This window comes from Georgenia phoenicis (genome assembly GCF_047302425.1).
Classification (GTDB): domain Bacteria; phylum Actinomycetota; class Actinomycetes; order Actinomycetales; family Actinomycetaceae; genus Oceanitalea.
This window is the reverse complement of the sequence record NZ_CP154855.1, coordinates 2,353,637-2,378,402: the sequence shown is the minus strand read 5'-3', so window position 1 is coordinate 2,378,402 and position 24,766 is coordinate 2,353,637. Positions and strand designations below refer to the sequence as shown.

The 24,766-nt window shown below is 73.6% G+C and carries 21 protein-coding genes and 1 tRNA gene; 11 read left to right on the top strand and 11 right to left on the bottom strand.

Features of this window, described 5'->3' with window-relative positions; all coding sequences use genetic code 11:
* Positions 1-251 precede the first annotated feature (251 nt).
* Genes AA0005_RS11285 through AA0005_RS11270 form a run of 4 tightly spaced genes read left to right on the top strand, consistent with a single transcriptional unit; the run spans position 252 to position 5,277 of the window.
* Positions 252-1,979, top strand: coding sequence for an ABC transporter ATP-binding protein (locus tag AA0005_RS11285; RefSeq protein WP_413450267.1), 1,728 nt, complete (start codon positions 252-254; stop codon positions 1,977-1,979).
* Entirely contained in the window at positions 1,976-3,901 is a 1,926-nt protein-coding gene (locus AA0005_RS11280) for an ABC transporter ATP-binding protein (protein ID WP_413450266.1), read from the top strand. Before AA0005_RS11285 ends, AA0005_RS11280 begins: the two co-directional genes overlap by 4 nt.
* Positions 3,902-3,949: 48 nt before the next feature.
* A complete protein-coding gene (locus AA0005_RS11275; protein ID WP_413450265.1) occupies positions 3,950-4,771 on the top strand; it encodes a TrmH family RNA methyltransferase in 822 nt (273 codons plus the stop codon).
* A 44-nt stretch (positions 4,772-4,815) separates the two neighbouring features.
* The gene (locus AA0005_RS11270; protein WP_413450264.1) at positions 4,816-5,277 is read left to right on the top strand and encodes a hypothetical protein; all 462 of its coding nucleotides are present in this window, start codon (positions 4,816-4,818) and stop codon (positions 5,275-5,277) included.
* 240 nt (positions 5,278-5,517) lie between these two features.
* On the opposite strand, the gene AA0005_RS11265 is transcribed toward AA0005_RS11270, so the two are convergent.
* Positions 5,518-5,922 (bottom strand): RidA family protein, encoded by a 405-nt coding sequence (locus AA0005_RS11265; protein WP_413450263.1) that lies wholly within the window; start codon positions 5,920-5,922, stop codon positions 5,518-5,520.
* 82 nt (positions 5,923-6,004) lie between these two features.
* Between AA0005_RS11265 and AA0005_RS11260 the strand changes: the two genes are divergently transcribed.
* Positions 6,005-6,367, top strand: a complete 363-nt coding sequence (locus tag AA0005_RS11260; RefSeq protein ID WP_413450262.1) for a winged helix-turn-helix transcriptional regulator — start codon at positions 6,005-6,007, stop codon at positions 6,365-6,367.
* Positions 6,368-6,376: 9 nt separating this feature from the next.
* Here the strand turns inward: AA0005_RS11260 and AA0005_RS11255 are convergent, their stop codons facing one another.
* Positions 6,377-6,910, bottom strand: a complete 534-nt coding sequence (locus tag AA0005_RS11255; protein WP_413450261.1) for an OsmC family protein — start codon at positions 6,908-6,910, stop codon at positions 6,377-6,379.
* An 88-nt stretch (positions 6,911-6,998) separates the two neighbouring features.
* Entirely contained in the window at positions 6,999-7,460 is a 462-nt protein-coding gene (locus tag AA0005_RS11250) for a tRNA (cytidine(34)-2'-O)-methyltransferase (protein WP_413450260.1), read from the bottom strand.
* A 76-nt stretch (positions 7,461-7,536) separates the two neighbouring features.
* On the opposite strand from AA0005_RS11250, the gene AA0005_RS11245 reads away from it, so the two are divergent.
* On the top strand, positions 7,537-7,977 hold the full coding sequence (locus AA0005_RS11245; RefSeq protein ID WP_413450259.1) for a hypothetical protein: 441 nt from the start codon (positions 7,537-7,539) through the stop codon (positions 7,975-7,977).
* Between the two features lie 13 nt (positions 7,978-7,990).
* Here the strand turns inward: AA0005_RS11245 and AA0005_RS11240 are convergent, their stop codons facing one another.
* The 3 genes from AA0005_RS11240 to AA0005_RS11230 are packed head-to-tail and all read right to left on the bottom strand — an operon-like array spanning position 7,991 to position 10,289.
* Positions 7,991-9,190, bottom strand: a complete 1,200-nt coding sequence (locus AA0005_RS11240) for an MFS transporter (protein ID WP_413450258.1) — start codon at positions 9,188-9,190, stop codon at positions 7,991-7,993.
* Positions 9,187-9,765 carry a YbaK/EbsC family protein gene (locus tag AA0005_RS11235; protein WP_413450257.1) on the bottom strand — a complete coding sequence of 193 codons (579 nt, stop codon included), beginning with the start codon at positions 9,763-9,765 and terminating at the stop codon, positions 9,187-9,189. The genes AA0005_RS11240 and AA0005_RS11235 overlap by 4 nt, the downstream gene beginning before the upstream one ends.
* Positions 9,762-10,289: a YbhB/YbcL family Raf kinase inhibitor-like protein gene (locus AA0005_RS11230; RefSeq protein ID WP_413450256.1), complete on the bottom strand. Its 528-nt coding sequence runs from the start codon at positions 10,287-10,289 to the stop codon at positions 9,762-9,764. Before AA0005_RS11230 ends, AA0005_RS11235 begins: the two co-directional genes overlap by 4 nt.
* A gap of 138 nt (positions 10,290-10,427) precedes the next feature.
* On the opposite strand from AA0005_RS11230, the gene AA0005_RS11225 reads away from it, so the two are divergent.
* Together AA0005_RS11225 and AA0005_RS11220 are read left to right on the top strand one after the other, a co-directional pair.
* Positions 10,428-11,261, top strand: coding sequence for a hypothetical protein (locus tag AA0005_RS11225; RefSeq protein WP_413450255.1), 834 nt, complete (start codon positions 10,428-10,430; stop codon positions 11,259-11,261).
* Positions 11,261-12,865: a DNA polymerase Y family protein gene (locus AA0005_RS11220; RefSeq protein ID WP_413450254.1), complete on the top strand. Its 1,605-nt coding sequence runs from the start codon at positions 11,261-11,263 to the stop codon at positions 12,863-12,865. The genes AA0005_RS11225 and AA0005_RS11220 overlap by 1 nt, the downstream gene beginning before the upstream one ends.
* 3 nt (positions 12,866-12,868) lie before the next feature.
* Here the strand turns inward: AA0005_RS11220 and AA0005_RS11215 are convergent, their stop codons facing one another.
* Both AA0005_RS11215 and AA0005_RS11210 read right to left on the bottom strand, forming a co-directional pair.
* Positions 12,869-13,447, bottom strand: a complete 579-nt coding sequence (locus AA0005_RS11215; protein ID WP_413450253.1) for a protein-L-isoaspartate O-methyltransferase family protein — start codon at positions 13,445-13,447, stop codon at positions 12,869-12,871.
* A 45-nt stretch (positions 13,448-13,492) separates the two neighbouring features.
* Complete coding sequence (locus AA0005_RS11210) at positions 13,493-15,400, bottom strand: LTA synthase family protein (RefSeq protein WP_413450252.1); 1,908 nt, start codon at positions 15,398-15,400, stop codon at positions 13,493-13,495.
* A 112-nt stretch (positions 15,401-15,512) separates the two neighbouring features.
* On the opposite strand from AA0005_RS11210, the gene AA0005_RS11205 reads away from it, so the two are divergent.
* The gene (locus AA0005_RS11205) at positions 15,513-18,776 is read left to right on the top strand and encodes an error-prone DNA polymerase (protein WP_413450251.1); all 3,264 of its coding nucleotides are present in this window, start codon (positions 15,513-15,515) and stop codon (positions 18,774-18,776) included.
* A 2-nt stretch (positions 18,777-18,778) separates the two neighbouring features.
* Here the strand turns inward: AA0005_RS11205 and AA0005_RS11200 are convergent, their stop codons facing one another.
* Positions 18,779-20,164 (bottom strand): AI-2E family transporter, encoded by a 1,386-nt coding sequence (locus AA0005_RS11200; protein ID WP_413450250.1) that lies wholly within the window; start codon positions 20,162-20,164, stop codon positions 18,779-18,781.
* Between the two features lie 215 nt (positions 20,165-20,379).
* On the opposite strand from AA0005_RS11200, the gene AA0005_RS11195 reads away from it, so the two are divergent.
* Positions 20,380-20,465, top strand: a tRNA-Leu gene (locus AA0005_RS11195).
* 55 nt (positions 20,466-20,520) lie between these two features.
* On the opposite strand, the gene AA0005_RS11190 is transcribed toward AA0005_RS11195, so the two are convergent.
* Both AA0005_RS11190 and AA0005_RS11185 read right to left on the bottom strand, forming a co-directional pair.
* Positions 20,521-21,276, bottom strand: coding sequence for a class I SAM-dependent methyltransferase (locus AA0005_RS11190; RefSeq protein WP_413450249.1), 756 nt, complete (start codon positions 21,274-21,276; stop codon positions 20,521-20,523).
* Positions 21,277-21,327: 51 nt separating this feature from the next.
* Positions 21,328-22,173 carry an MBL fold metallo-hydrolase gene (locus tag AA0005_RS11185; RefSeq protein WP_413450248.1) on the bottom strand — a complete coding sequence of 282 codons (846 nt, stop codon included), beginning with the start codon at positions 22,171-22,173 and terminating at the stop codon, positions 21,328-21,330.
* Between the two features lie 213 nt (positions 22,174-22,386).
* Here AA0005_RS11185 and AA0005_RS11180 point away from each other — a divergent pair, with 213 nt between their 5' ends.
* On the top strand, positions 22,387-24,765 hold the full coding sequence (locus AA0005_RS11180; RefSeq protein WP_413450247.1) for an N-acetylmuramoyl-L-alanine amidase: 2,379 nt from the start codon (positions 22,387-22,389) through the stop codon (positions 24,763-24,765).
* Position 24,766: the final 1 nt, after the last annotated feature.

The following is a 24,766-nucleotide window of genomic DNA, read 5'->3' as shown; positions in this document are numbered from 1 at the left end:
CGCACCACCTCACGCGGGTGGTGCGCCGTCGTCGTCCGCGGCCCGGCGGCCCGCGGCAGGCCCGGCGGCTTGGGTCGCCCTTCTCGATCTTCGGCCGCACTTCCTGGCGGGTCGCGAGGTGCGGAAGGGGCGACCCAAGCGGTGCGCCGTCGTCGCGGGAGCCTGCCCTGAGCGAAATCCGTCGGGGGATGTCGGCGGTCCGACTTACCCTTCTCGCAGCCGTCCCACCGGCGGCGAAGTGAAAGGTTGACATGCTCCTCACCCTGCTGCGGCGCCACCTGCGCCCGTACCGCCGTGACGTCGCGGTGGTCGTGCTGCTCCAGTTCGTCCAGACGATCGCGGCGCTCTCGCTGCCGAGCCTCAACGCCGACATCATCGACCAGGGCGTCGTCGTCGGGGACACCGGCTACATCCTGCGGGTGGGCGGGCTCATGCTCCTCATCAGCGCCGTCCAGGTCGGCTGCGCGGTGGGCGCGGTCTACCTCGGTGCGCGCGCCGCCACGAGCCTGGGCCGCGACCTGCGCCGCGCGGTCTTCACGCGCGTCCAGCGCTTCTCGGTGGCCGAGGCCGGCCGCTTCGGGGCGCCCTCGCTCATCACCCGCTCGACCAACGACGTCCAGCAGGTCCAGATGGTCACGCTCATGACCTTCACGGTCATCGTCATGGCCCCGATCATGATGGTCGGCGGTGTGGTCATGGCGCTGCGGCAGGACGTCGGGCTGTCCGCGCTGCTCCTCGTCGTCGTCCCGGTGCTGCTCGGCGTCGTCGTCCTGCTCGCGCTGCGGATGGGACCGCTGTTCCGGCTCATCCAGGCGCGCATCGACCGGATCAACCTCGTCATGCGCGAGCAGATCTCCGGCGTGCGCGTCATCCGCGCCTTCAACCGCCAGCCCACCGAGCGGCAGCGCTTCGCCCGCGCCAACAGCGAGCTCATGGGCACGAGCCTGAGCGTCGGCTACCTCATGGCGCTGATGTTCCCCGCGGTGCAGGTCATCATCAACGCCTCCTCGGTGGCCGTCGTGTGGTTCGGCGCCGGGCGCATCGACTCCGGGGCGATGGAGGTCGGCTCGCTCGTCGCCTTCCTCAACTACCTCATGCAGATCCTCATGTCGGTCCTCATGGCCTCGATGATGTTCATGATGGTGCCGCGCGCCGCGGTGTCCGCCGACCGCATCGAGGCCGTCCTCGCCACCGAGCCCGCGATCGTCGCCCCGAGGCAGCCGCGGCGGCTGCCCGCCGAGCGGGTGGTGCTCGAGCTCGACGGCGTGAGCTTCGGCTACGCGGGCGCCGCCGCCCCCGTCCTCCACGACGTCTCCCTGCGCCTGGAACCGGGACGGACGACGGCGGTCATCGGCTCCACCGGCTCGGGCAAGTCCACGCTCGTCAACCTCCTGCCGCGGCTCGTCGACGCCACCGGCGGCGTCGTGCGCGCCGGGGGAGTGGACGTGCGCGAGCTCGACCCCGCCGAGCTGCGGGCCCGAGTGTCCGTCGTCCCGCAGCGCGCCTACCTCTTCTCCGGCACCATCGCCTCCACGCTGCGCTTCGCGCGGCCCGAGGCCACCGACGAGGAGCTGTGGGCCGCGCTCGAGGCGGCGCAGGCCAGCGAGTTCGTCTCCGGGCTGGGCCTGGACGCGCGGGTGGAGCAGGGCGGGTCGAACTTCTCGGGCGGGCAGCGCCAGCGCCTGGCGATCGCCCGCGCGCTGCTCAAGCCGGCCGACCTCTACGTCTTCGACGACTCCTTCTCGGCGCTCGACTACGCCACCGACGCCCGCCTCCGGGCCGGACTGCCGGACGCTACCGCGGGCGCCGCCGTCCTCATCGTCGCCCAGCGGGTGGCGACCATCCGCGAGGCCGACGAGATCGTCGTCCTCGACGACGGCCGCGTCGTGGGACGCGGCACCCACTCCTCCCTCATGGAGGACAACCCCACCTACCAGGAGATCGTGCTGTCCCAGCTGAGCGCGCAGGAGGCCGCATGAGCCACCACCGTCCGGGTCCCGGGGTTCCTCCCGGTGAGAAGTCGGCCAACTTCGGCGCCTCGCTGCGGCGGCTGCTGCGCGCGATGGCGCCGGAGCGAGTCCGGCTGGTCGTCGTCATCGTCCTCGCCGTCGTCGCGGTCGCCCTGCAGGTGCTCGGTCCCACGCTGCTCGGGCGCGCCACCGACATCGTCTTCGACGGCGTCGTGGGCCGGATGCTGCCCGAGGGTGCGACCCTCGACCAGGCCGTGACGGCCCTGCGCGCGTCGGGCCAGGACCAGGTCGCCCAGATGGTCGCCGGCATGGAGAACGTCGTTCCCGGGCAGGGCATCGACTTCGCCGCGCTCGGGCGGATGGCGCTGCTCGTCCTCACCGTCTACGTGGTCTCGGCGCTGTTCCTGTGGGTGCAGGGCCGCATGCTCGCCGGCATCGTCCAGCGCACCGCCTTCGCGCTGCGCCGCGACGTCCAGGCGAAGATCGACCGCCTGCCGCTCCGGGAGCTCGACTCGCGGGCGCGCGGGGACGTCCTCTCCCGCGTCACCAACGACATCGACAACGTCTCCCAGACCCTCCAGCAGACGCTCTCGCAGGTCATCACCTCGCTCGTCACGGTCGTCGGCGTGCTCGTCATGATGTTCGTCCTGTCCTGGCAGCTCGCGCTCATCGCGCTGGTCACCGTGCCCGTGTCGGCGTGGGCGACGGCGACGATCGCGAAGCGGGCCCAGCCGCACTTCGTGGCCCAGTGGAAGTCCACCGGCGACCTCGGTGGCAAGGTCGAGGAGGCCTTCACCGGCCACGAGCTCGTCACCGCCTTCAACGCCCAGGACGGCGTGCGAGAGGGCTTCGACGAGGACAACGAGCGGCTTTTCCGGGCCAGCTTCCGCTCCCAGTTCATCTCCGGGACGATCATGCCGATGATGGGGTTCGTCGGGAACCTCAACTACGTGCTCGTCGCCGTCGTCGGCGGCCTGCGGGTGGCCTCCGGGGACCTCAGCCTCGGCTCGGTGCAGGCCTTCATCCAGTACTCGCGGCAGTTCACCCAGCCGCTGGCCCAGCTCGCCTCGATGGCCAACCTCGTCCAGTCCGGCGTCGCCTCGGCGGAGCGGATCTTCGAGGTCATGGACGCCCCCGAGCAGTCGGCGGACCCCGAGCCGGGGCAGCGGCCGGCGCAGGTGCGCGGTGCTGTGCGGCTGGAGGACGTCGCCTTCAGCTACGACCCCGAGCGCCCGCTCATCACCCGCCTCGACCTCGACGTGCAGCCCGGGCAGACGGTCGCCGTCGTCGGCCCCACTGGCGCCGGCAAGACCACCCTGGTCAACCTCCTCATGCGCTTCTACGAGATCGACTCCGGGCGCATCCTCATCGACGGCGTCGACACCCGCGCGATGACCCGCCACGACCTGCGCGAGCCGATCGGCATGGTCCTGCAGGACACGTGGCTCTTCGAGGGCACGATCGCGGAGAACATCGCCTTCGGCCGCGACGGCGCCACCGAGGAGGACGTGCGCCGCGCCGCGGAGGCGGCGAGCGTCGACCGCTTCGTCCAGAGCCTGCCCGAGGGCTACGACACCGTCATCGACGAGGAGGGCGGTGGCGTCTCGGCCGGGGAGAAGCAGCTCATCACGATCGCGCGCGCCTTCCTCTCCGACCCGCAGCTCCTCATCCTCGACGAGGCGACGAGCTCGGTCGACACCCGCACCGAGATGCTCGTCCAGCAGGCGATGACCCGGCTGCGCAGCGGCCGCACGTCCTTCGTCATCGCCCACCGGCTGAGCACCATCCGCGACGCGGACGTCATCCTCGTCATGGAGCACGGCGACATCGTCGAGCAGGGCACCCACGAGGAGCTCCTCGAGGCCGACGGTGCCTACGCCCGCCTCTACCGCAGCCAGTTCGCCGCCGCCCCCGTCGGCGCCGAGGAGTAGCCCCTCCCCCTGCTCCGACAGCCGGACCCGGCACGGCAGAATGGTCCGGTGCCGCTCATCCGCATCACCGACCCCGCCGACGACCGCCTCCTCGACTACACCGGCCTCACCGACCTCGCCCTGCGACGTCGCCTGGAGACGGAGCGCGGCCTGTACATGGCGGAGAGCACCAACGTCATCACCCGGGCGATCGGCGCAGGTCACCGTCCTCGCTCCTTCCTCATGGCCGAGAAGTGGCTGGGGACCATGGCACCGGTGATCGCTCGCGCCTCCGGAGCCGACGACGGCGGGTCGCGCGTGCCCGTGTTCGTCGCCGAGGAACCGGTGCTCGAGGCGATCACCGGCTTCCACCTGCACCGCGGCGCGCTGGCGGCCATGCACCGCCCGCCGCTGCGTGCGGTGGAGGAGGTCGTGGCAGGTGCACGGCGGGTGGCGATCTTCGACGGCATGGTCGACCACACGAACCTCGGCGCTGCCTTCCGCAGCGCCGCCGCCCTCGGCGTCGACGCCGTCCTCATGACGCCCACCTCCGCCGACCCGCTCTACCGCCGCTCGGTCCGGGTGTCGATGGGTACCGTCTTCCAGGTGCCGTGGACGCGGCTGGAGTCGTGGCCCGGTGCCATCGAGCAGGCGCAGAACCTCGGGTACACCGTGGCCGCCCTGGCGCTGAGCGACGACTCGATCAGCCTCGACGAGTACGTCGCCGAGGACCACGAGCGCTCGGCCTTCGTCTTCGGCCCCGAGGGCCACGGACTGTCCCCGCGCGTCCTGCAGATGGCTGACCGGGTCGTCCGCATCCCGATGGCCGCCGGGGTGGACTCCCTCAACGTCGCCGCCTCGGCCGCCGTCGTCTTCTACGCGACCCGGTAGCCGACCGCGCTCGGTCCCGTGGCCGGCGCCGCTACGGTGGGGGCGTGCTCGTACGACGGAGCCTGCCGACGCTGGCCGCGACGCTCCTCGCCGTCCTGATGACGTCCGGCTGCCTCGACGTGGGGCCCGAGACGGCCTACTGCGAACCGACCGAACCCGTCGTGACGCCAGGGAGCGTCGCCCGGCGGGAGGAGCTGCGCGTCGAGGTCACCGGCGTTGTCGACGCCGACGACTGCGAGCCGTCCCTGCCGGAGGGCGCGCGCTACTCGGTCGAGATCACGTCGGAGGCGCGCGCCGAGGACGGGCGGCCGTTCTCGGCGTCCCTCGGTGACCTCGACCCGGGCCGCCAGGGCGATGCGGGTGGCAGCTTCCGGCTGCCGGCGGACTTCCCGCTCGGCGGGGCCGAGGTGTCGGTGAAACTCGAGGGCGCGGCGACCCAGTGCAAGACCGACCCAACGGTCGGCTGCGCCCCGGCTCCGTCCGTCACGATCGACGTCACCGGCTGACCGCCGGCAGTGACGCGTCTGCCGGCGGCCAGCCCCTGCACCGGAGGACATCGTTGCGCCGGCCTGTCAACCAGGCCGACATCGTGCTGTGCGGACCCATCACGGATTCGGCCCAGCGGGATCGTGTGCGCTGAGCGGGACGGTGGTGGCTGAGCGGGACCGGGGCGCGGTCGGAGCTGCTCCACTCCCGTTCAGCGGACTGCACCGCACGACGCATCCCTCCCAGCAGGGAAGGGCGGCTCAGTCCACGACTGCCGTCGCCTCGATCTCGACGAGGACGTCGGGCGTGTAGAGCCGGTCCACCCCGATGAGCGAAGCCGCTGGCATGGGCAGGCTGAGTCCGACCTCCTCGGCCACCGCCTCGACCCCCGCCATGAAGTCCGCGATCCGCTCCACCTCCCAGTCGGTGACGTACACGGTGAGCCGGACGACGTCGTCGAAGGTCGCGCCGCCCGCGCGCAGGCCGAGGGCCGTGTTGCGCAGCGCCTGCGAGACCTGGTCCGCGAGCCCGTCGGCGGGCACGCCGTCGGCGTCCTGACCCACCTGTCCCGCGACGTGGACGTGCCGGGCGCCGGTCGCGACGGCGACGTGGTGATACGGGGTGCCGGTGGCGAGCCCTGCAGGGCTGAGGCGGTGGACGGTCATGGGAACTCCTCTAGGGTGTGCCGGAAAGGGGTAGCCCAGTGGTACCCGCCGCCCGCCGAGCACCTCAACGAGACCAGGTTTCATGCCCGATACCGCCCCGCTGTCCGAGCAGGTCACCGCCTCCCACCGCGAGCTCATCGGGCAGGTCCTCGACCGGTGGAGCCTGCATGTCATGAGCGAGCTGTGCGAGCGGCCGTGCCGCTTCAACGAGCTGCGCCGCGCCATCCCCGGCGTGACGCAGAAGTCCCTCACCGCGACACTTCGTCGCCTCGAACGGAACGGGCTCGTCCGACGTACCGTGCTCGCCACCCGCCCGGTCGCCGTCGAGTACACGCTGACCCCATTGGGCAAGACGGCGCGTGAGCCTGTCGACGCGCTGCTCGCCTGGTCCGCAGCCCACCACGACGAGATCGAGGCCGCGCGCGACCGCTTCGACCTCGAGTAGCACCGCGGCTCAGGCGCGGTGAACGGTGACCGGCGGGGGAGCGGTGAGCGTGCGGGCGACGACGCAGTAGCGCTCGGTGAGCTCGAGCAGCTTGGCGACGGTCGCGTCGTCGGCGTCGGTGTCGACGTCGACGAGCACCTCGACGGAGCTGAGCCCCACCGGCGTCTCGCGGTCCACGCCGAGGGTGCCACGCGCGTCCCAGGTGCCGTTGGCGGTGACCGACGCGGAGCGCAGCTCCACGCCCATCGCCGTCGCGACGGAGGAGAGCGTGACGCCGGCGCAGGCGACGAGCGCCTGGAGGACGATGTCCGCCGAGCAGGCCTGGGTGCCGTCGCCGCCCGTGGCCGGGTGCAGGCCGGCGACGACCTCGCCCGCCCACGTCGGCACGGTCGCGGTCAGCGCGCCCTGGTCCACCCGGGCGGTCGCGGTGCTCGTGACGAGCGCACTCGCCGGGTCCTCCCTGTAGGCGTCCTTGAGCGGGCGCTGACGGGCGCGCAGCGCGGCCGAGGGGGTCTGGGCGTCGTCGGTGCTGGTCGCGGTCATCGTCGGGCGTCCTCCGTCGGTGGCGTGAGCGCTCGGCGCTCGGGCGTGTGCATCAGAACACACGCGTTCCGGCGTGGGCAACGCGTTCTCACGCACCGGCGTACCCGTGCTGGCGCCACGCCTCGTAGACGCCGATCGCCGCTGAGTTCGACAGGTTCATCGACCGCACGCCGGGCACCATGGGGATCCGCACCCGCTCGGTGACCCGAGGGTCGGCGAGCAGGTCGGCGGGCAGGCCGGTGGTCTCCGTCCCGAAGAGCAGCGCGTCGCCGGCCTCGTAGCGGATCTCGGAGAAGCCGGTCGTCGCGTGCCCGGTGAAGGCGTACACCCGCCCGGGCGCGACGGCCGCCAGTGCGGCGTCGATGTCGGGGTGGACGACGACGCGCGCGAGGTCGTGGTAGTCGAGTCCCGCCCGGCGCAGGTGCGCGTCGCTCAGCTCGTAGCCGAGCGGCTCGACGAGGTGGAGCGTCGCCCCGGTGCACGCGACCATCCGGATGGCGTTACCGGTGTTCGGCGGGATCTTCGGCTCGTGGAAGATGACATGGAACACCGGGTCATCCTCCCACCGGCGCGCGGGCTCCCTGACGGAGGACATAACCTCGGGGCAGACGGAAGGAGCAGGACATATGGGCAAGGTGACGGCGATCGTCAAGGCCGCGGCGAAGTTCGGGCCGGTGGTCTACCCGCTGGTGAAGAAGGGCGCCGCGATGCTGCGCGACAACCCCGAGGCCGCCAAGCAGGTGCAGCGGGTCATCGACGGCCTCACCAAGGCCCGCGCCGCCCGCTCACGTCCGGAGGGGCTGCGCCGCTCGGTCACCGTCCTGCGCGGGCAGGCGCAGCGGGCGCTGGCCACCGCGTCGAGCCCCGAGGAGGTCACCCGCGCCGAGGGCTGGCTCGCCCAGGCCGACAAGCTCGACGGCGCGATCGAGCTCATGGCCCTCCATGACCGCAAGGGCCAGACCACCGACGCCGCCGCCATCGAGGCGCGCGTCGAGGAGCTCTTCGCCCAGATCTTCACCGCGCTCGTCGAGCAGGACAGCGACCAGCGCCGGCTTCCTCCCGCCTGAGCCTGAGGGCGGCTCAGCGCTCCCGGCCGCGCAGCACCCCGGCGAGCAGGAGCGTCCCGACCGCGAGGACCGGCACGACGGCGAGACCCACCCGCAGGCCGAACGCGTCACCGAGCGCGCCCACGAGCGGCGGGGACACGACGAAGGCCACCCGCATGAGCCAGGAGACGATGGTGAGCGCGGTGCCCGCCCGCATGCCCGGCATGTCGTCGGCCGCGTTCATCGCAGCGGGCACGAGCGTCGCCGAGCCGAAACCCGCGAGCGCGAAACCGGCGACGACGGCGAACGCGGCCGGCCCCACGACGACGAGCCCCATCCCCACGATGATGAGGACGGCGCCGAAGCGGGCGACGGCGCGCTGACCGAGCCGGTCGGTCATCGGGTCGCCGAGCACCCGGCCGACGAACTGGGCCCCGACCATCGCGACGAAGCCCAGGCCCGCGAGGGCGGGACCGGCGTCGAGCTCCTGGGTGAGGAAGACTGCCGACCACGTGCTCCCGGCGTCCTCGACCATCGTCCCGCTCATCGCGATGAGGACGAGCGCGGCGAGGAACACGGGCGGACGGCGCAGCCACGCCGGCACCGCGCCGCCGGCAGCGGCGTGGTGCTCCTCGACGAGTGGCGGCCCCACCGACATCCCGGCGGGCAGCGTGAAGCGGCGGGCGACGAGCGCGACGAGCACCCAGAGCACGCCCGAGACCGTGAGGTGGACGCCGAGCGGGACCTCGTTCGCGGCCGCCGCCGTGCCCATGAGGCCGCCGGTCACCGCGCCGGCGCTCCACACGGCGTGGAAGGAGTTGATGATCGAGCGCCCGTAGCCGCGCTGGACGGCGATGCCGTGGCTGTTCTGCCCGACGTCGGTGATCGAGTCGGCCGAGCCGGCGACGAACAGCGCGGCGACGAGCAGCCACAGCGCGGGTGACCAGCCCACCGCGACGAGCCCGGCCGCCGTCAGCACCGTGCCGAGGACGGCGACGTTCGCCGGCCCGAAGCGGCGGATCGCCGCCGCGGCCGCCAGCCCGGAGATGATGGCCCCGACGGGGAAGGCGATGACGACGAGCCCGAACTCGGTGTTCGTCAGCTCCAGGCCGGACTTGATCGCCGGGTAGCGGGGGAGCAGGTTGGCGAACAGCGCACCATTCGTGAAGAACAGGGCGCCGGTGGCCACCCGGGCGTTGCGCAGCAGGCGCGAGGGCGGCCGCCGGGTGGTCACGAGCCCGCGGCGGGCAGGCCCAGCCCCTCGACGGCCTCGGCCCCGGGCAGCGCGAGCAGCACCTCACCGGGCAGGAGCAGCTTGGAGCGGCGCACGCCGCTGCCGACGATCGCCGGCCCGCCCGCGACCGACGCGTCGACGAGCAGCCGCCAGTCCGCAGGCAGCCCCACCGGGGTGATGCCGCCGTACTCCATTCCCGAGGCCTCGACGGCCCGGTCGGTGGGCCAGAAGGAGGCCTTGCGGACGTCGAGCAGCCGCCGGACGGTGGAGTTGACGTCCGCCCGGGTGGTCGCGCGGACGGCGCAGGCCGCCACCCGCTCCTCACCGGCCCGCTTGCCCGCGACGAGCACGCAGTTGACCGAGGCGTCCAGCGGCAGCTCGTATGCCTCGGTCATCGCCGCGGTGTCGGCGAGCTCGGGGTCGATCTCGGCGACGTGGACCTTCTCGGCCCCGTCGAGCGCCGCGAGGGCCGCGCGGACCGGCTCGGCGAGCAGGTCGGGGCGCTGCAGGGCCGGCACCCAGGTGAGGGTGCCGTACCGCAGCGAGCCGTCCGCCGTCGTCGTCGGCTCGCTCACCGCTGGTAGGTGGGCGTGATGACGGCCCGGGCGATGGTGTGGAAGAGGGCCGTGAAGGCCACCTTCGTGGGGCTGTCGTCGGGGTCGAGCTCGAGGGAGTCGGTGTCGAGCGCGTGGACGGCGAAGACGTAGCGGTGCGGGCGGTCCCCCTTCGGCGGGGCCGCGCCGGTGAAGTCGTGGGTGCCGCCGTCGTTGCGCACGTGGTAAGCAGCCCCGGGCAGCATGAGGTCGCTCTCGCCCCAGCCCTGCTCGAGCTCGGTGAGGTCGGCGGGCAGGTCGACGACGGTCCAGTGCCAGAACCCGGCAGGAGTCGGGGCGTCGGGGTCGAAGCAGCTGACGAGGAAGCTCTGCGTCTCCTCGGGGAAGCCGGACCACGCGAGCTGGGGGGAGACGTTGTCGCCGTCCGCCGTGAACATCCGGTCGAAGGGCTGCCCGTCGGTGATGTCGGTGCTCGTCACGGTGAAGGACGGCACGGGGGGCAGCAGGTCGTAGGGTGCGGGTGCAACGGGTCGCTGCAGGTCCATCGAGGCCTCCTCTGTGTGGGGTCGCTCTCAACCTACGGCGTGGGGCCGCGGGATGCCGCGACGGGCACGCCGAGGATGTCACCACCGCATGTCATCATCGAACAACTGTTCGATAGAATGACCGTGGAGGTGGTGGGGATGACCCCGGCCGAACGCATGGCGACCGCCCGCCGGGCCCTGGAACGGGCCGAGGCGGCGGCCGGTCTGCGCACGCGGCTCACGGTCGCGGACAACGACGCCGCACCCTCCCGCCCGTCCACCGCCCACCTTCCGGTCGCGCCGGCTCCCGACACCGCCCCCGAGGGTCCCGCACCCATCCCGGTGGTGGCGGGGGCGCGTACCACCGCGGGGGCGGACCACCTGCCCGTCCCGGCCGCCCTGGCCGGCTTCTTCCCGCCGGCCGGGCTGCGCCGCGGCAGCGTCGTCCAGGTCGGCGGCTCCTCCTCCCTCCTCCTCGCCCTGCTGGCCGCCGCGCAGGGGGAGGGCTGGGTCGCGCTCGCCGCGCTGCCGGACATCGGGCTGCAGGCCGCCGCCGACGCTGGGCTGCACCTGGGCCGCAGCCTCCTCGTGCCCAGGCCGGGCCCGGAGGCCGCCTCCGTGGTCGGGGCCCTGGTCGACGGCGTCGACGTCCTCGCTGTCGGGGACTGCCGGGCGCTGAGCGCGCGTGACCGGCGGCTGGTGTCGGCGCGCCTGCGCACCCGGGGCGCGGTGCTGCTGAGCACGGCGCACTGGCCGGGCGCCGACGTCGTCCTCAGGGCGGGGGAGGCCCGCGCCGGCGGGCTCGGGCGCGGCTGGGGCCGGGTGGAGGCGGCGGAGATGACCGTCCACGGCCGCGGCCGCAGCGGCGTCGCCGGGCGGGTGCGGGTGCGCCTCACCTCCGCCGGGCTCGACCTTGTGAGCGACGGCGGCCGCGAGCTCACCGGCACGGCGCCCGTCGTCACGCGCGGCGCCCGGCTGCGGGCGGTGTCCTGATGACCGCCCCCACCGCGGACCCGGCACGCGCGGGAGCCGGGGTGGCGGCCCTGCGCCGCGCGGTCCTGTGGGTCCCGGACTGGCCGGTGGCCGCCGCCGTCGCCGAAGGTGCCGTGGGCAGCCACGAGCCGGTCGCCGTCCACGACTCCCGCGGGATCCTCGTGTGCTCCGCGGCCGCCCGCGCGGAGGGGGTGCGGCAGGGGATGAGGCGGCGCACCGCCCAGAGCCTGTGCCCCGGCCTCGTCCTGCTGGCGGCGGACGAGAACCGCGACGCCCGGGCCTTCGAGCCGCTCGTCCAGGCGGTCGAGGACGTCGTCGCCGGCGTCGAGGTCGCCCGGCCCGGCGTGCTGCTCATGGCGGCCCGCGGGCCGGCCCGTCACGCCGGGGGCGAGGAGGCGCTGGCCGAGCTGCTCGTCGGCGCGGTCGCCGAGGACACCGGCGCCGAGTGCCAGGTGGGGGTGGCCGACGGCCTGCTCGCCGCACTGCTCGCCGCCCGGGCCGGGATCGTCGTGCCGCCCGGGCAGGCGCCGGACTTCCTCGCCGGCCAGGACGTGCGCCGCCTCGAGCTCGCCGCCACCACCCGTGAGCGGCGCGCCGAGCTCGGCGAGCTCACCGACCTCCTGCGCCGGCTCGGGCTGCGCACCCTCGGGGCGCTTGCGGCCCTCGCCCCCGGTGACGTCGCCGCCCGCTTCGGCACCCTCGGGCTGCTCGCCCACCGCCTCGCCCGCGGCGGGGACGTCTCCGTGCCGGCGCCCCGCCGCCCGGAGCAGGACGTCACGGTCCGCACCGACCTCGACCCGCCCGCCGCGCGCTCCGACGTCGCCGCCTTCGCCGCCCGTGCCCTGGCCGAGGAGCTCGCCGAGCGGCTGCAGCGCCGCGGCGTCGTGTGCGGGCGTGTCCAGGTGCTCGCCCGCACCGAGGACGGCACCGAGCTGGCCCGCACCTGGCGCCTGGACGTCGCCCCCACCCCCGCCGATCTCACCGACCGCGTGCGCTGGCAGCTGGACGGCTGGCTCTCCGGCCGCAGCGCCCGCCCGCCCAGCGCGCCCCTCGTCCACCTCGAGCTGCTCGCCCAGGAGATCAGCCCGGCCGGCACGGTCAGCGACGGCCTGTGGGGCCGCCGCGGGCGAGGGGAGGTCCAGGCCGAGCGGGCCGCGCTGCGGGTCCAGGGCCTGCTCGGCGCCGAGGGAGTGCTCGTGCCCGTCCTCCAGGGCGGTCGTGATCCTCGCACCCGCGTGCGCCTGGTCGCCTGGGGTGACGACCCCGTCCCCGTGCTCCGCCCCGACGCGCCCTGGCCCGGGCGGCTGCCCGACCCCGCCCCGGCCACCCTCCTCGACGAGCGGCGCGCCGTCGTCGTCCTCGACGCCGCCGGCGCCCCGGTCACTGTGGACGGGCGGGTGCGGCTCAGCGGGGAGCCCGCCCGCGTGGTCGACGACGACGCCGGCCGGGAGGTGGTCGGCTGGGCGGGCCCGTGGCCGATGTGGGAGCGCTGGTGGGGCAAGGGCCGCCGGCGGGCCTGGCTGCAGGTGGAGCTGGACGACGGCGTCGCCCAGCTCCTCGCCCTCGAGTCCGGGACCTGGTGGCTGGAGGGGGTGTACGACTGACGGTCAGGGCTGACGCAGCGGCACGAAGCGATAGGTGCCGAGAGCCCGGGTGGTGAGCTCACCGCCCGCGAGGTCCGCGACGACGAGCCTGCCGCGCACGGGGGCGACCATGCGTCCGCCGTCGGCGAGCTGGTCGACCAGGGCGTGCGGGAGCCGGCGCGACTCGGCGGAGACGAGGATGCGCTCGAAGGGGGCGAGGTGGGGCAGACCGAGGGTGCCGGGCACGGCCGGCTCGATCACCGCGGCGACACCGGCCGCGGCGAGGTTCGCCCGCCCGGTCTCGACGAGCGCCGGCTCGAGCTCGACACCGACCACCTGACCGCCTGGTTCCACGAGCGCGGCGAGGATCGCCGTCGTCCACCCCGAGCCGGAGCCGACGTCCAGCACCCGGTGCCCCGGCCGCGCATCGAGGAGGGTGAGCATCCGGGCCACCGTGCTCGGCTGGGAGCAGGTGGCGTGGTGCCCGATGGGCAGCGGCTGGTCCGCGTCGGCGAAGCGGTGCTGGTCGGGCGGGAGGAACGCGCGACGGTCCAGGCCCGACATGGCCCGCTGGACGCGTGGTGCGACGTCGGCGTCACGCATCTGCCCATCCTCGCGCCGCGCCCCGCCGGCGTCGAGCCGGGTGCCTCAGGGCATCGCGAGCAGTGCCTCCTCCGCGTACCGCTCGCCCACCGAGAGGTCGTACTGGGCCAGGCGGTAGTCCGCGAGGAGCTCGCGGGCGCGCGGGGAGAGATCCTCCTCGCTGACGGGCCGGCCCTGCCCGTCGAGCAGCGCTCCCCGCTGGTGCCCGGCGACCTCCTGCGACAGCTCGGTGAGCAGGGCGGCGTACGGGGACAGCGGGGCGTCCACCGCGGCGAGCAGCTGCGTCAGGAGGAGGTTGGGGGTGAGCAGCGGCGGGGCCTGGACGTCGGCGGTGCCGAAGCTCGACCAGACGAACCACGGCGTCTCGCGCAACCGCTGCTCCTCGTTCGCCGTGCGCACGCTCTCGGGCAGGGTGGCGGACAGGTGGTCGCCATAGAAGAGGACGACCGTGCGCTCCTCGAGGCTCTCGAGCTCGGCGAGGAGATCGGCCAGTGCCTCGTCGCTGTGCCGCAGGCCGCGCAGGTAGTGGCCCAGCTTCTCGGCGTCCTCCTCCCCGAAGGGGCCGCTCACGTCGATGGGGTCGGGGTAGCTGCCGACGTGCGGGGTGTGGTTCTGCATGGTCACGACGTTGACCACGAGCGGGTCGGACGAGGCGCGCAGCTCGTCGAGCACCTCGCGGTAGGTGGCGGCGTCGGAGATGTAGGGGCCGCTCTCGATCGTCTCCCGGTGAGCCATGTCCTCCCGGAAGGTCGCCCGGTCGAAGCCCAGCCGCGGGTAGACGATGTCGCGCCGGTAGAAGCCCGCCGCGTAGGGGTGGATCGCGAGGGCGCCGTGCGTCTCGCTCAGCGAGCTGGCGATCGAGGGGAACTGCGGGTGGTGAGGGACCACCTGCGGGAAGGGGGAGCTGACCTGCGGCTGGAAGTTCGTCACCGCCATGCCGGTGAGCACCTCGAACTCCACGGTCGCGGTGCCTCCGCCCACGCCCCGGGCGAGCATCCGGCCCGAGGGGTTCTCCTCCATGAGGGAGCGGGTGAACGGGATCGGGTCCTCGGCCACCTCGACGCCCTCCAGCCACGTCGGGTCGGAGAAGGTCTCGCTGAGCACGATGAGGACGTTGGTGTCCTCCAGTGCGCCGTCCTCACGGGTGGCGTTGAGCTCCGCGGCCACCTGCTCGTAGGTGGCGACGAGCTCCTCCATCCGCTCCTCGCCGTAGCCCTCCGGCCGCTCCATCGCGGGCCCGGGCACGTTGTACAGGGCGCCGGCCACGAAGCCGTTCTGCGCGTAGTTCTGGACCTGGTTCCACGGCGCCCACGTCACCGGCACGTCCTCGTAGGCCTGGCGGAGCGGGTTGTCCGGGCTGTTGAAGCCCGAGATGACGACGACGCCGGCGATGCCGGCCGCGCCGAGCGCGAGGCGCGAGCCCCAGCGGAACCACCGGGCCTCGTTCCCGCGCCTGCCGCGGCGGCGCCAGGCCAGGACCGCGACGGCGGCCAGGCCCAGGAGCACGACGACGACCGCACCGACGGCGAGGGCCGGGCTGATGCCCGCCGACTCGAGGAGCATGCGTGCACTGCGGAGGTACTCGATGTCCGAGGGGAACAGCGGCTCGCTGCGGTGGACCATCTTCTGGTAGTCCGCGACGGCGATGAGCGCGCCCGCCGCGAGGGTGAGGATCGCCGTCGCCCACATCGAGCCGGTGACCGCGAGGAGGAGGGCGACGAAGGGCCACACCGTGAGGGCGCCGAGCACGTGCACCTGGGGCGGGAGTGCCTCCCACCGCTCCTGCGGGGTCACCGGGTAGCTGGTCTGGGCGTGGACGAGCTCGACCCCACGGGCGACGGCGACGGCGAGCAGCACGGTGACCGCGAGCGGCAGGACGACGAAGCGCAGGACGTACCGCAGGATCCGCGGGGCCGTGCGGGGGAGGGCGTGTCGGGGCGAGGTGCTCGTCATCGTTCCTTTGATCGGTCGTGCAGAGGCATACGTTAACCGCCCGTTCACCTGCGCCGGGTACGGTCGGCCGCCACGGGCGTACACTCGAACACATGTACGACAGGTGGTGGCGGTGACCCCGCGCTACGCCGAGCTGCACGCGCACTCGACCTTCAGCTTCCTCGACGGCGCCAACCAGCCCGAGGAGCTGGCGGTCGAGGCGCACCGCCTCGGCCTGTCCGCCCTGGCCGTCACCGACCACGACGGCCTTTACGGCGTCGTCCGCTTCGCCGAGGCCGCCCGCCGGATCGGGCTGCCCGCCGTCATCGGTGCCGAGCTCACCCTCGGGGCCGCCGAGCGTGCCACCGGCCAGATGGACCCGCCCGGCACCCACCTCCTCGCCCTGGCCCGCGGACCACAGGGCTACCGCAGCCTGTCCCGCGCCATCGCCGAGGCCCACCTCGCCACGGGGGAGAAGGGGCGCAGCGACTACCGCCTGCCGGCGCTCGCGGAGGCCGCGGACGGGCAGTGGCTCGTCCTCACCGGCTGCCGCAAGGGTGCGGTGCGCCGTGCCCTGGAGGCCGGCGGCCCGGGCGCCGCCCGCGCGGCCCTCGACGAGCTCACCGCCCTCTTCGGCCGGGACAACGTCGCCGTCGAGATCACCGACACCGGGGACCCCCTCGACTCCGCCCGCAACGACGCCCTCGCCGAGCTCGCCGCCGCGGCCCGTCTCCCGCTCGTGGCGACCGGCGCCGTCCACTGCGCCCGCCCCGCCGACCAGCCGCTCGCCGACGTCCTCGCGGCGGTCCGCGCCCGCGCCACCCTCGAGGAGATCGACGGCTGGCGCCCGCCCACCGCCGCCCACCTGCGCTCCGCCGTCGAGATGGCCGCGATCCACGCCCGCCACCCGCAGGCGGTGACGACGGCCGCCGACCTCGGGGCCGAGTGCGCCTTCGACCTCGCCCTCGTCGCACCCAACCTGCCCCCGCACCCGGTCCCGCCCGGGCACACCGAGGCCACCTGGCTGCGCGAGCTCACCTACCGCGGCGCGGCCGAGCGCTACGGGCCGCGCGGGGCCGAACGCATCCCCGGCGCCTACGCGATGATCGAGCACGAGCTCCAGGTCATCACCGACCTCGACTTCCCCGGCTACTTCCTCATCGTCCACGAGATCGTCGACTTCTGCCGCGAGCAGGGGATCCTGTGCCAGGGCCGCGGCTCGGCGGCGAACTCCGCGGTGTGCTTCGCGCTGGGCATCACCGCCGTCGACGCCGTCCAGCACCGGCTCCTCTTCGAGCGCTTCCTCTCCCCGGGCCGCTCCGGTCCACCGGACATCGACCTCGACATCGAGTCCGGGCGCCGTGAGGAGGTCATCCAGTTCGTCTACGAGCGCTACGGGCGCACCCACGCCGCGCAGGTCGCCAACGTCATCTCCTACCGGCCCCGCTCGGCGGTCCGCGACGCCGCCCGCGCCCTCGGCTACGACCTCGGCCAGCAGGACGCGTGGAGCAAGTCCATCGAGCGGTGGCGCAGCCTGCGCAGCCCCGACGACGGCGGTGGCTCGGGAGCCGCCGAGGGTGGCGGTCCCAAGACGCGTGACGGACGCGGCCCCGCGCCTGCCGACGACGTCGCCGGCATCCCCGACGACGTCGTCGACATCGCCGAGCGGATGCTGCGCCTGCCCCGCCACCTGGGCATCCACTCCGGGGGCATGGTGCTGTGCGACCGGCCCGTCGTCGAGGTCTGCCCGGTCGAGTGGGCCACCATGCCCGGGCGCACCGTCCTGCAGTGGGACAAGGACGACTGCGCCGACGCCGGTCTGGTGAAGTTCGACCTCCTCGGCCTGGGCATGCTCACCGCCCTGCGCCTCGCCTTCGCGGAGGTCAACGAGCACGCCGCCCCCGGCACCCCGCCGGTGGGCCTGCACTCCCTGCCGCAGGAGGACCCCCGCGTCTACGACCTGCTCTGCGCGGCCGACACCGTGGGCCTGTTCCAGGTCGAGTCCCGTGCCCAGATGGCCACCCTGCCGCGCCTGCGGCCGCGGAACTTCTACGACATCGTCGTCGAGGTCGCCCTCATCCGCCCCGGCCCGATCCAGGGCGACTCGGTCAACCCGTACATCAACCGCCGCCGCGGCCGCGAGGAGGTCACCTACCTCCACCCGCTGCTCGAGCCGGCGCTGTCCAAGACGCTCGGGGTGCCGCTCTTCCAGGAGCAGCTCATGCAGATCGCCATCGACGTCGCGGACTTCAGCCCGGGGGAGGCCGACCAGCTGCGCAAGGCGATGGGCTCCAAGCGCTCCACCGAGCGGATGGAGGCGCTGCGTGGGCGGCTGCTCGAGGGCATGGCCCGCAACGGGATCACCGGGGACGTCGCCGACCAGATCTACGACAAGCTCAAGGCCTTCGCGGACTTCGGCTTCCCCGAGTCCCACGCCTTCTCCTTCGCCTACCTCGTCTACGCCAGCGCCTGGCTCAAGGTCCACCATCCCGAGGCCTTCTACGCCGCGCTGCTCGCCGCCCAGCCGATGGGCTTCTACTCCCCGCAGACCCTCGTCGCCGACGCCCGCCGCCACGGGGTGCGGGTGCTGCGTGCCGACGTCCAGGTCTCCCAGGCCCAGGCCGTCGTCGAGCGAAGTGACAGCTCGGCTCCCGGCGGGGAGAGGGGCGGGAACGTGCTCGTCGACCCGCACCCGCACCTGGCCGTCCGGCTCGGCCTGGCGCCGGTCCGCGGCATCGGGGAGAAGACGGCCGAGCGGGTCGTCGCGGAGCGCGAGGCGAACGGTCCCTTCGCCGACCTCGCCGACCTCGCCCGCCGGGTGCGGCTCACCGCCGCCCAGCTGGAGGCGCTGGCCACGGCCGGCGCCCTCGACTGTTTCGGCCTGGAGCGGCGCGAGGCGCTGTGGGCCGCGGGGGTGCTGGCGGGGGAGCACGCCACCTTGCCGCACACCGCCGTCGGCTTCGAGGCGCCGATGCTCCCGGGGATGGACGAGCTGGAGACCGCCGTCGCCGACGTGTGGGCCACCGGGGTGTCCACCGACAGCTTCCCCACCCAGTTCCTGCGTCCCGATCTCACCGCGCAGGGCATCCGCACCGTCGCCGAGCTGGCGAGCCACGAGGTGGGCGTCCGGGTGGAGGTGGCCGGCGTCGTCACCCACCGGCAGCGGCCGGGGACGGCGGGCGGCGTCACCTTCCTGTCCCTGGAGGACGAGACGGGGCTGCTCAACGTCGTGTGCAGCCCGGGCCTGTGGGCGCGCTACCGGCAGGTCGCCCGCACGAGCGCGGCGCTCGTCGTGCGCGGGACGGTCGAGCGCGGCGACGGCGTGCTCAACCTCGTCGCCGACCACGTGCGCAACCTGCCGCTCCAGGTGGCCTCCCGCTCGCGCGACTTCCGGTGACGCTAGCTGTGCATCCCGCCCACGGTCGGGTGGCCGGCCCGCGCGACGTCGGTGCCGTTGTCGGCGCCGCGCTCGTTGTGGCGCTGCCGTTGGCGGTTGACGCCCTCGGCGATGCCGCGGGGGTCGGGCAGCGGACCCTCCACGGGCGGGTCCGGCACGTGGAGCGCGGAGTAGACGGCCCAGATGACGGCGAGCACCGGGATGGCGATGATCGCCCCGAGCAGGCCCGCGAGGAAGGTTCCCGCCGTCACGCCGAGCGCGACGACCACCGGGTGGAGGGAGACCTGGCGGCCCATGACGAGCGGCTGGAGCAGGTGCCCCTCGATCTGGCCGATGAGCGCGACGCCCACCGTGACGATGAGGGCGTCGACGATCCCCCCGGCGGCCAGCGCGACGACGGCGGCGATGATCATCGCGAGCGGCGCGCCGATGAGCGGGATGAACGCGCCGATGAAGACGAGCACGGCGAGCGGGGCGGCGAGCGGCACCCCGACGATGAGCAGGAGGATGAAGGCGAGCACGCCGTCGGCGGTGGCGATGATGACGGTGCCGCGCGCGTACCCGGCGAAGGTGTACCAGCCCGAGCTGGCCGCGCGGTGGACGTTCTCCCGGGAGCGGGCCGGCAGCTGGTTGATGAACCAGCGCCACATGTCCCCGCCGCGCAGGAGGAAGAAGACGGTGACGAAGATGCTCAGCGCGAGGACGGTGAAGATAAGCGTGACGGCGCCCGCGTTGCTCAGCACCTGGCCGGCCAGGGTGCCGGCGTTCTCCGACACGTACTCCTGCGCCTGCGCGACGAGCCCGTTGATCCAGTCGTAGATCTCGGCCTGGGTGAAGTGGACCGGTAGCGGGCCGGTCTCGAGGAACTCGAAGATGTCGTCGATGCCCTGGCCGAACTGGTCAGCCAGGTCCTCCCACTGCCCGGCGACGGAGCTGATGACGTAGGTGAGGATCCCGGCGACGACGGCCAGCGAGCCGAGCATGGCGACGGCGGTTGCCAGCGCGCGCGGCATCACCCGCGCGAGCGCGCTCACCACGGGGTACAGCACCGAGGTGACGACGAGTGCGAGGAAGACGGCGATGAACACCGCCTGGATGCGGGTGGTCGCGAAGACGATCATCGCCACGACGACGACGATCCCGATGAACAGCCACGACATGAGCCCGTAGCGGCGCAGCCAGCGCGGCACGTCGAAAGGGTCCCGCTCGGCGTGCATCGCCCGTTCCGGCATGCGGCGCACCGAGACCCGCCCCGCGGACGACGACACCCGCGGCAGCCGCGCGGCCCTGGCCAGACTCCGCTCGGACGCGGATGGCGACGGCGCACCGTCCGCTGCGACGTCGCCGGGCGTGGGCCGGCTCGAGCGGACCTTGCCGAAAAGCCTCATTCCGCGGCCTCCTCGAGTGCTGGACGTGCCCAGTGTGGCGCACCGGGCGCGCAGCAGCCCGGTGACACGACGGTGCGGTCCCCGGTGGGCGCAGGGCGCCGGTCGTGGCGCTCACCACACTCGGGCCGCGAGGCCCGTTCGGGTTCGAAACCGCCCTCCGGGCCGTGCTATCTTTTGGGACGTCGCCAGCGGCCCCGGTTGCTGGAACACCACTCGTCCGGGTGGCGGAATAGGTAGACGCGCTAGCTTGAGGTGCTAGTGCCCGTATTAGGGCGTGGGGGTTCAAGTCCCCCCTCGGACACAGCAGGACCCGCAGGATCGTCGGCGAGAGCCACGAGCCGGCGGGTCCTTTCTCTTTACGCCGGCCGTCTCGCGACGACGAGGTGACGGGTCGAGTGGGTGACGAGGGCCCGGCCGCCGCGCAGCTGCGCGTCGAGCTCGCGCAGCGCGCGCTCGTACCGCGTCACGGAGAAGTCGGGGACCCACCACACGCACCGGCGCAGGATCCACACGACGGCACCGACGTCGTGGAAAACCATGCGGCAGCGGGCCGACTCGAGCGACACCACGTCGAGCCCGGCGGCCACTGCTGCCGCCGCCTCGCGGTGCGGGTCGCGGCCGTCCTCGCCGCGGGGGAGCGGTCCCGTGAAGTGCTCGATGAGCTCGACGGCGGAGTCCGGGCCGACGTGCTGCGCGACGTAGTGCCCGCCCGGTGCGAGGACGCGGGCGATCTGCGACCAGTCCGGCCGGACCGGGTGCCGGCAGGTGACGAGGTCGAAGGTGGCGTCGGCGAAGGGGGGCGGTGCGCCGTCGTCGGTCCGGACGACACGGACGCCACGGGGGCCGAGGAGCCGGCGCGCGCGCTCGAAGTTCGGGGGCCAGCTCTCGGTCGCGACCATCGTCGGGGGGAGCACCGGCGCCTCGGCGAGCACCTCGCCGCCGCCGGTGTCGACGTCGAGCGCCGAGCTCGCCTGGGCAAGCCGCTCTGCCAGGACGCGGCTGTACCGCCACGGTGGCCGTTCCTCGGTGGCGCGCCCGGTGAGCCACGCGAAGTCCCACCCGCCGACATCGGCGTGGGCTGCCTCGTGCACGAGCTCTCCGAAGGGCCTCATGGCAGCAGGGTCCTGGACGTCGGCCGAAGGGCTCAACGCAATTTGTGCTGCTCAGGTGAGGTGGTCGAAGCGGCCACTGACCCAGTCGACGTACCGCTGCGCCGAACGCTCGACGACGTCCCCGGCCCCTTCGGGCACGACGCCGCGGAAGTTGTTGTAGAGCCGGTCGAAGTCGAGGCGGGCGACCTGGTCGGCGATGCGCCGGACGACGGCGGCCGAGAGCGGGATGCGGTTGGGGTAGCTGCGCAGGAAGCTGACGCTGCGGCCGTCGGGGCCGGGGAAGATGCCGTCACCCGCGAGCAGCACGCCGCGGCCGTCGGCCCCGGTGAAGTGGGCGACGGTGCTGCCCGGGAAGTGCCCGCCGATCTGCTCGAGGCGGACGCCGGGGAGGATCTCGTGGGCCTCGTCCCACAGCTGCACGGCGGGCGGGCGGTAGGGCAGGAACTGGGCGTCCGCCCGGGCGACGAGGATCGGGGCGTCGGAGAAGGCCCGGCTGTACAGCGACTGGACGCCGTACATGTGCGGGTGGCTGGCCACGATCGCCGTGAGTCCGCCATGGGATGCGATGGCCGCGACCGCTGTGTCGTCGATGTAGCCCGGGACGTCGAACAGGAGGTTGCCGTGCTCTGTGACGAGGAGCTTGCCGGTCTGCGTGATCCCGACGCCCGGCTCCGTGCCGATCCCGATCAGCCCGGGCTCCAGCTCCTCGACGACGGTGCGGTGCCCGGCTGCTGCCAGCTCGCCCACCGTCGTCCAGACCTGGCCACTGCGTGGCACCCACTGACGCTCGTCGTCGCAGATGACGCAGACCTCGGGCAGCGGCCCGCTGCCGTACTCGACCGCGCACGTGGCGCACACGACGTGGTCCGCTGCCTGCTGCTCCGGGGTGCTGCTCATACCTGCGTCCTTGCCTCGGCGTCCCCGCCGGGGCCGGCGAGATGGCGCCGAGGCTAGCGCGCAGGCCTCGTCGGACGCGCCGGATTATGTAGCCTGTGACTGGTGTGACACATGTGACTCGTGTGGATTACTGATATATCGTCCGGCCTAGCCGATATACCCGGGGACGCCTCTGTGCGCCGCCCCTCGCCGTCCACTCGGAAGTTCGTCTTCATGCCTCTGCTCAGGTCCGCTGGCCCCACGCTCGTCGTCACGTCGCTGCTGCTCGGCGGCCTCACGCCCCTCGCCGGTGCGCAGAGCGTGCCCGAGGAGCCGGTGACCGTCGTCGCGCTCACGTCCGCGGACCGTGACCTCACGGAGCTGGCGGTCGACGGGCTGGAGCCCCTGCAGGACGACGAGGCGCAGGCCACCGCGTCCGGCGACGTGTCCACGGAGGAGAGCACCCCGGCCCCTGCGGCTGGGACGGCCGACGTGGCCCCCGCCGCCGTGCGGACCCGCATGAGCGCCCCGGCTGCCACCGAGACGGCCTCCGCCGCGGACGTTGCCGTCGCCGCTGTCTCCACCGACCCAGCCGTCGACGCGGACGTCGCGGCGACTGCTGAGCCCACCACCGACGCGGACGTCCCGGCAGCCGCCACTGACGCGCCCACCTCCGCCGCAGACGCCCCGGCCACTGCCTCCGCCGAGCCTGGCACCGACGAGGACACCGCCGCTGCGCCCACCGCCGAGGACGACGCCCCCGCGAACGACGTCGTCGACGACGGCGCGGGCGCCTCCACCGCCGACCCCCAGTCCGACGCCGCGAACGAGACGGACGGCGTCGCGGTGCTCACCGCCCCCATCGCCACCGACGAGTTCTACGTCGCCGGCGTCACCTGGGACGGCGCGGACGCGCTGGCCCCGGACGCCGCCGTCTTCATCCGCGTGATGGAGAACGGGGAGTGGCAGGACTGGTCGCAGCTCGAGGCCGAGCAAGCGAGCGACGAGGCGACCACGACCGGTGGCACCGAGCCGTACGTCGCCGCGGGCGCCGAGGCGGTGCAGGTCCAGGTCTCCGGTGACCCGGAGGACCTGCCGGCGAACCTGCGCCTCAACCTCATGCCCGAGTGGCCCGCCGAGGAGGAGGTCGTCCTCGAGGACGACGCACCGGTCGCCGCGACCGTGCCCCAGACCGACCCGCTGGCACCCGCGCCCGAGCCGGCGCCGCTCCCGTTCCAGCAGCAGACGACCACCGCGGCCGCGGCCCGCACCGTGGCGGCGCCGCAGGGAGTCGCCAGCGCGCGCACCGCCGCCGTCGCCAGCAGCACCGCCCCGCGGCCCGCGGTCATCAGCCGCTCCGGGTGGGGCGCGAACGAGTCGCAGATGACGTGGCGCCCCTCCTACGCGAACCTCCAGGGCGCCGTCATCCACCACACGGCGGGATCGAACAACTACACCCAGTCGCAGAGCGCGAGCGTCGTCCGGGGCATCTACAGCTACCACGCGATCACCCGCGGCTGGGGCGACATCGGCTACAACTTCCTCATCGACAAGTGGGGCCGCGTCTACGAGGGCCGCAGCGGTTCCCTCGCCTCGCCCGACGGCAAGATGCCCGTCGGCGCCCACGCCGCGCCCTACAACACCGGCACCGTCGGCCTGAGCGTCATGGGCGACTACACGAAGGTCGGCGTCCCGGCTGCCGCGATGAACGCCATGGCCGAGATCCTCGGCTGGCAGTTCGGGCGCGCGGGCATCGACGCAACTACGCCCTACGTTCCGCAGGCCACGGGCCAGAACAGGAGCGGCCTCAACCGCGTCTTCGGCCACCGCGATGTCTCGTCCACCGCCTGCCCGGGCAACGACATCTACTCGCGGCTCGGCTGGCTGGCGCGCGCCGCCAACGACCGCGCGGCCGTGTACGGCGGGCTCGTGCACACGAGCACCGTCTACCTCAACAACGACTGGGGTCCGCTCGCGAGCAAGGAGTTCGCCCTCGGCAACCGCTCGACCGAGGTCTACTCCGGCGACTGGGACGGCGACGGCGAGGACACCCTCGCCCTGCGCGTGGGCAACGTCTTCCACGTCTACAACAGCAACGAGGCCGGGGCCGAGCCCTGGGTCGTCGGCTACGGCCGCGTCGGCGACGAGGTTCTCGTCGGCGACTGGGACGGGGACGGCCGCGACAGTCTGGCGGTCAGGCGGGGCAAGACGTACTACATGAAGAACTCCATCACCTCCGGGGCGGCCGACTACGTCATCGCCTACGGATGGGAGGGCGACGAGGTTCACGTCGGTGACTGGAACGGGGACGGCCGCGACACCCTGACCGTGCGGCGGCAGTCCACCTACCACGTGAAGAACGCCATCGCCGGTGGCAAGGCGGACCACGTCATCGCCTACGGCCGCGCGGGCGACACGGTCGTCGTGGGGGACTGGAACGGCAACGGCCAGGACACCTTCGGGGTGCGGCGCGCCGCGACGTACCACGTGAAGAACTCGATCGCCGGCGGCAAGGCCGACATCGTGCAGACCTACGGCCGCCCCGGGGACTCCGTCATCGTCGGGGACTGGGACGGCAACGGCACCGACACGCTCGGGGTCCACCGCCACTGAC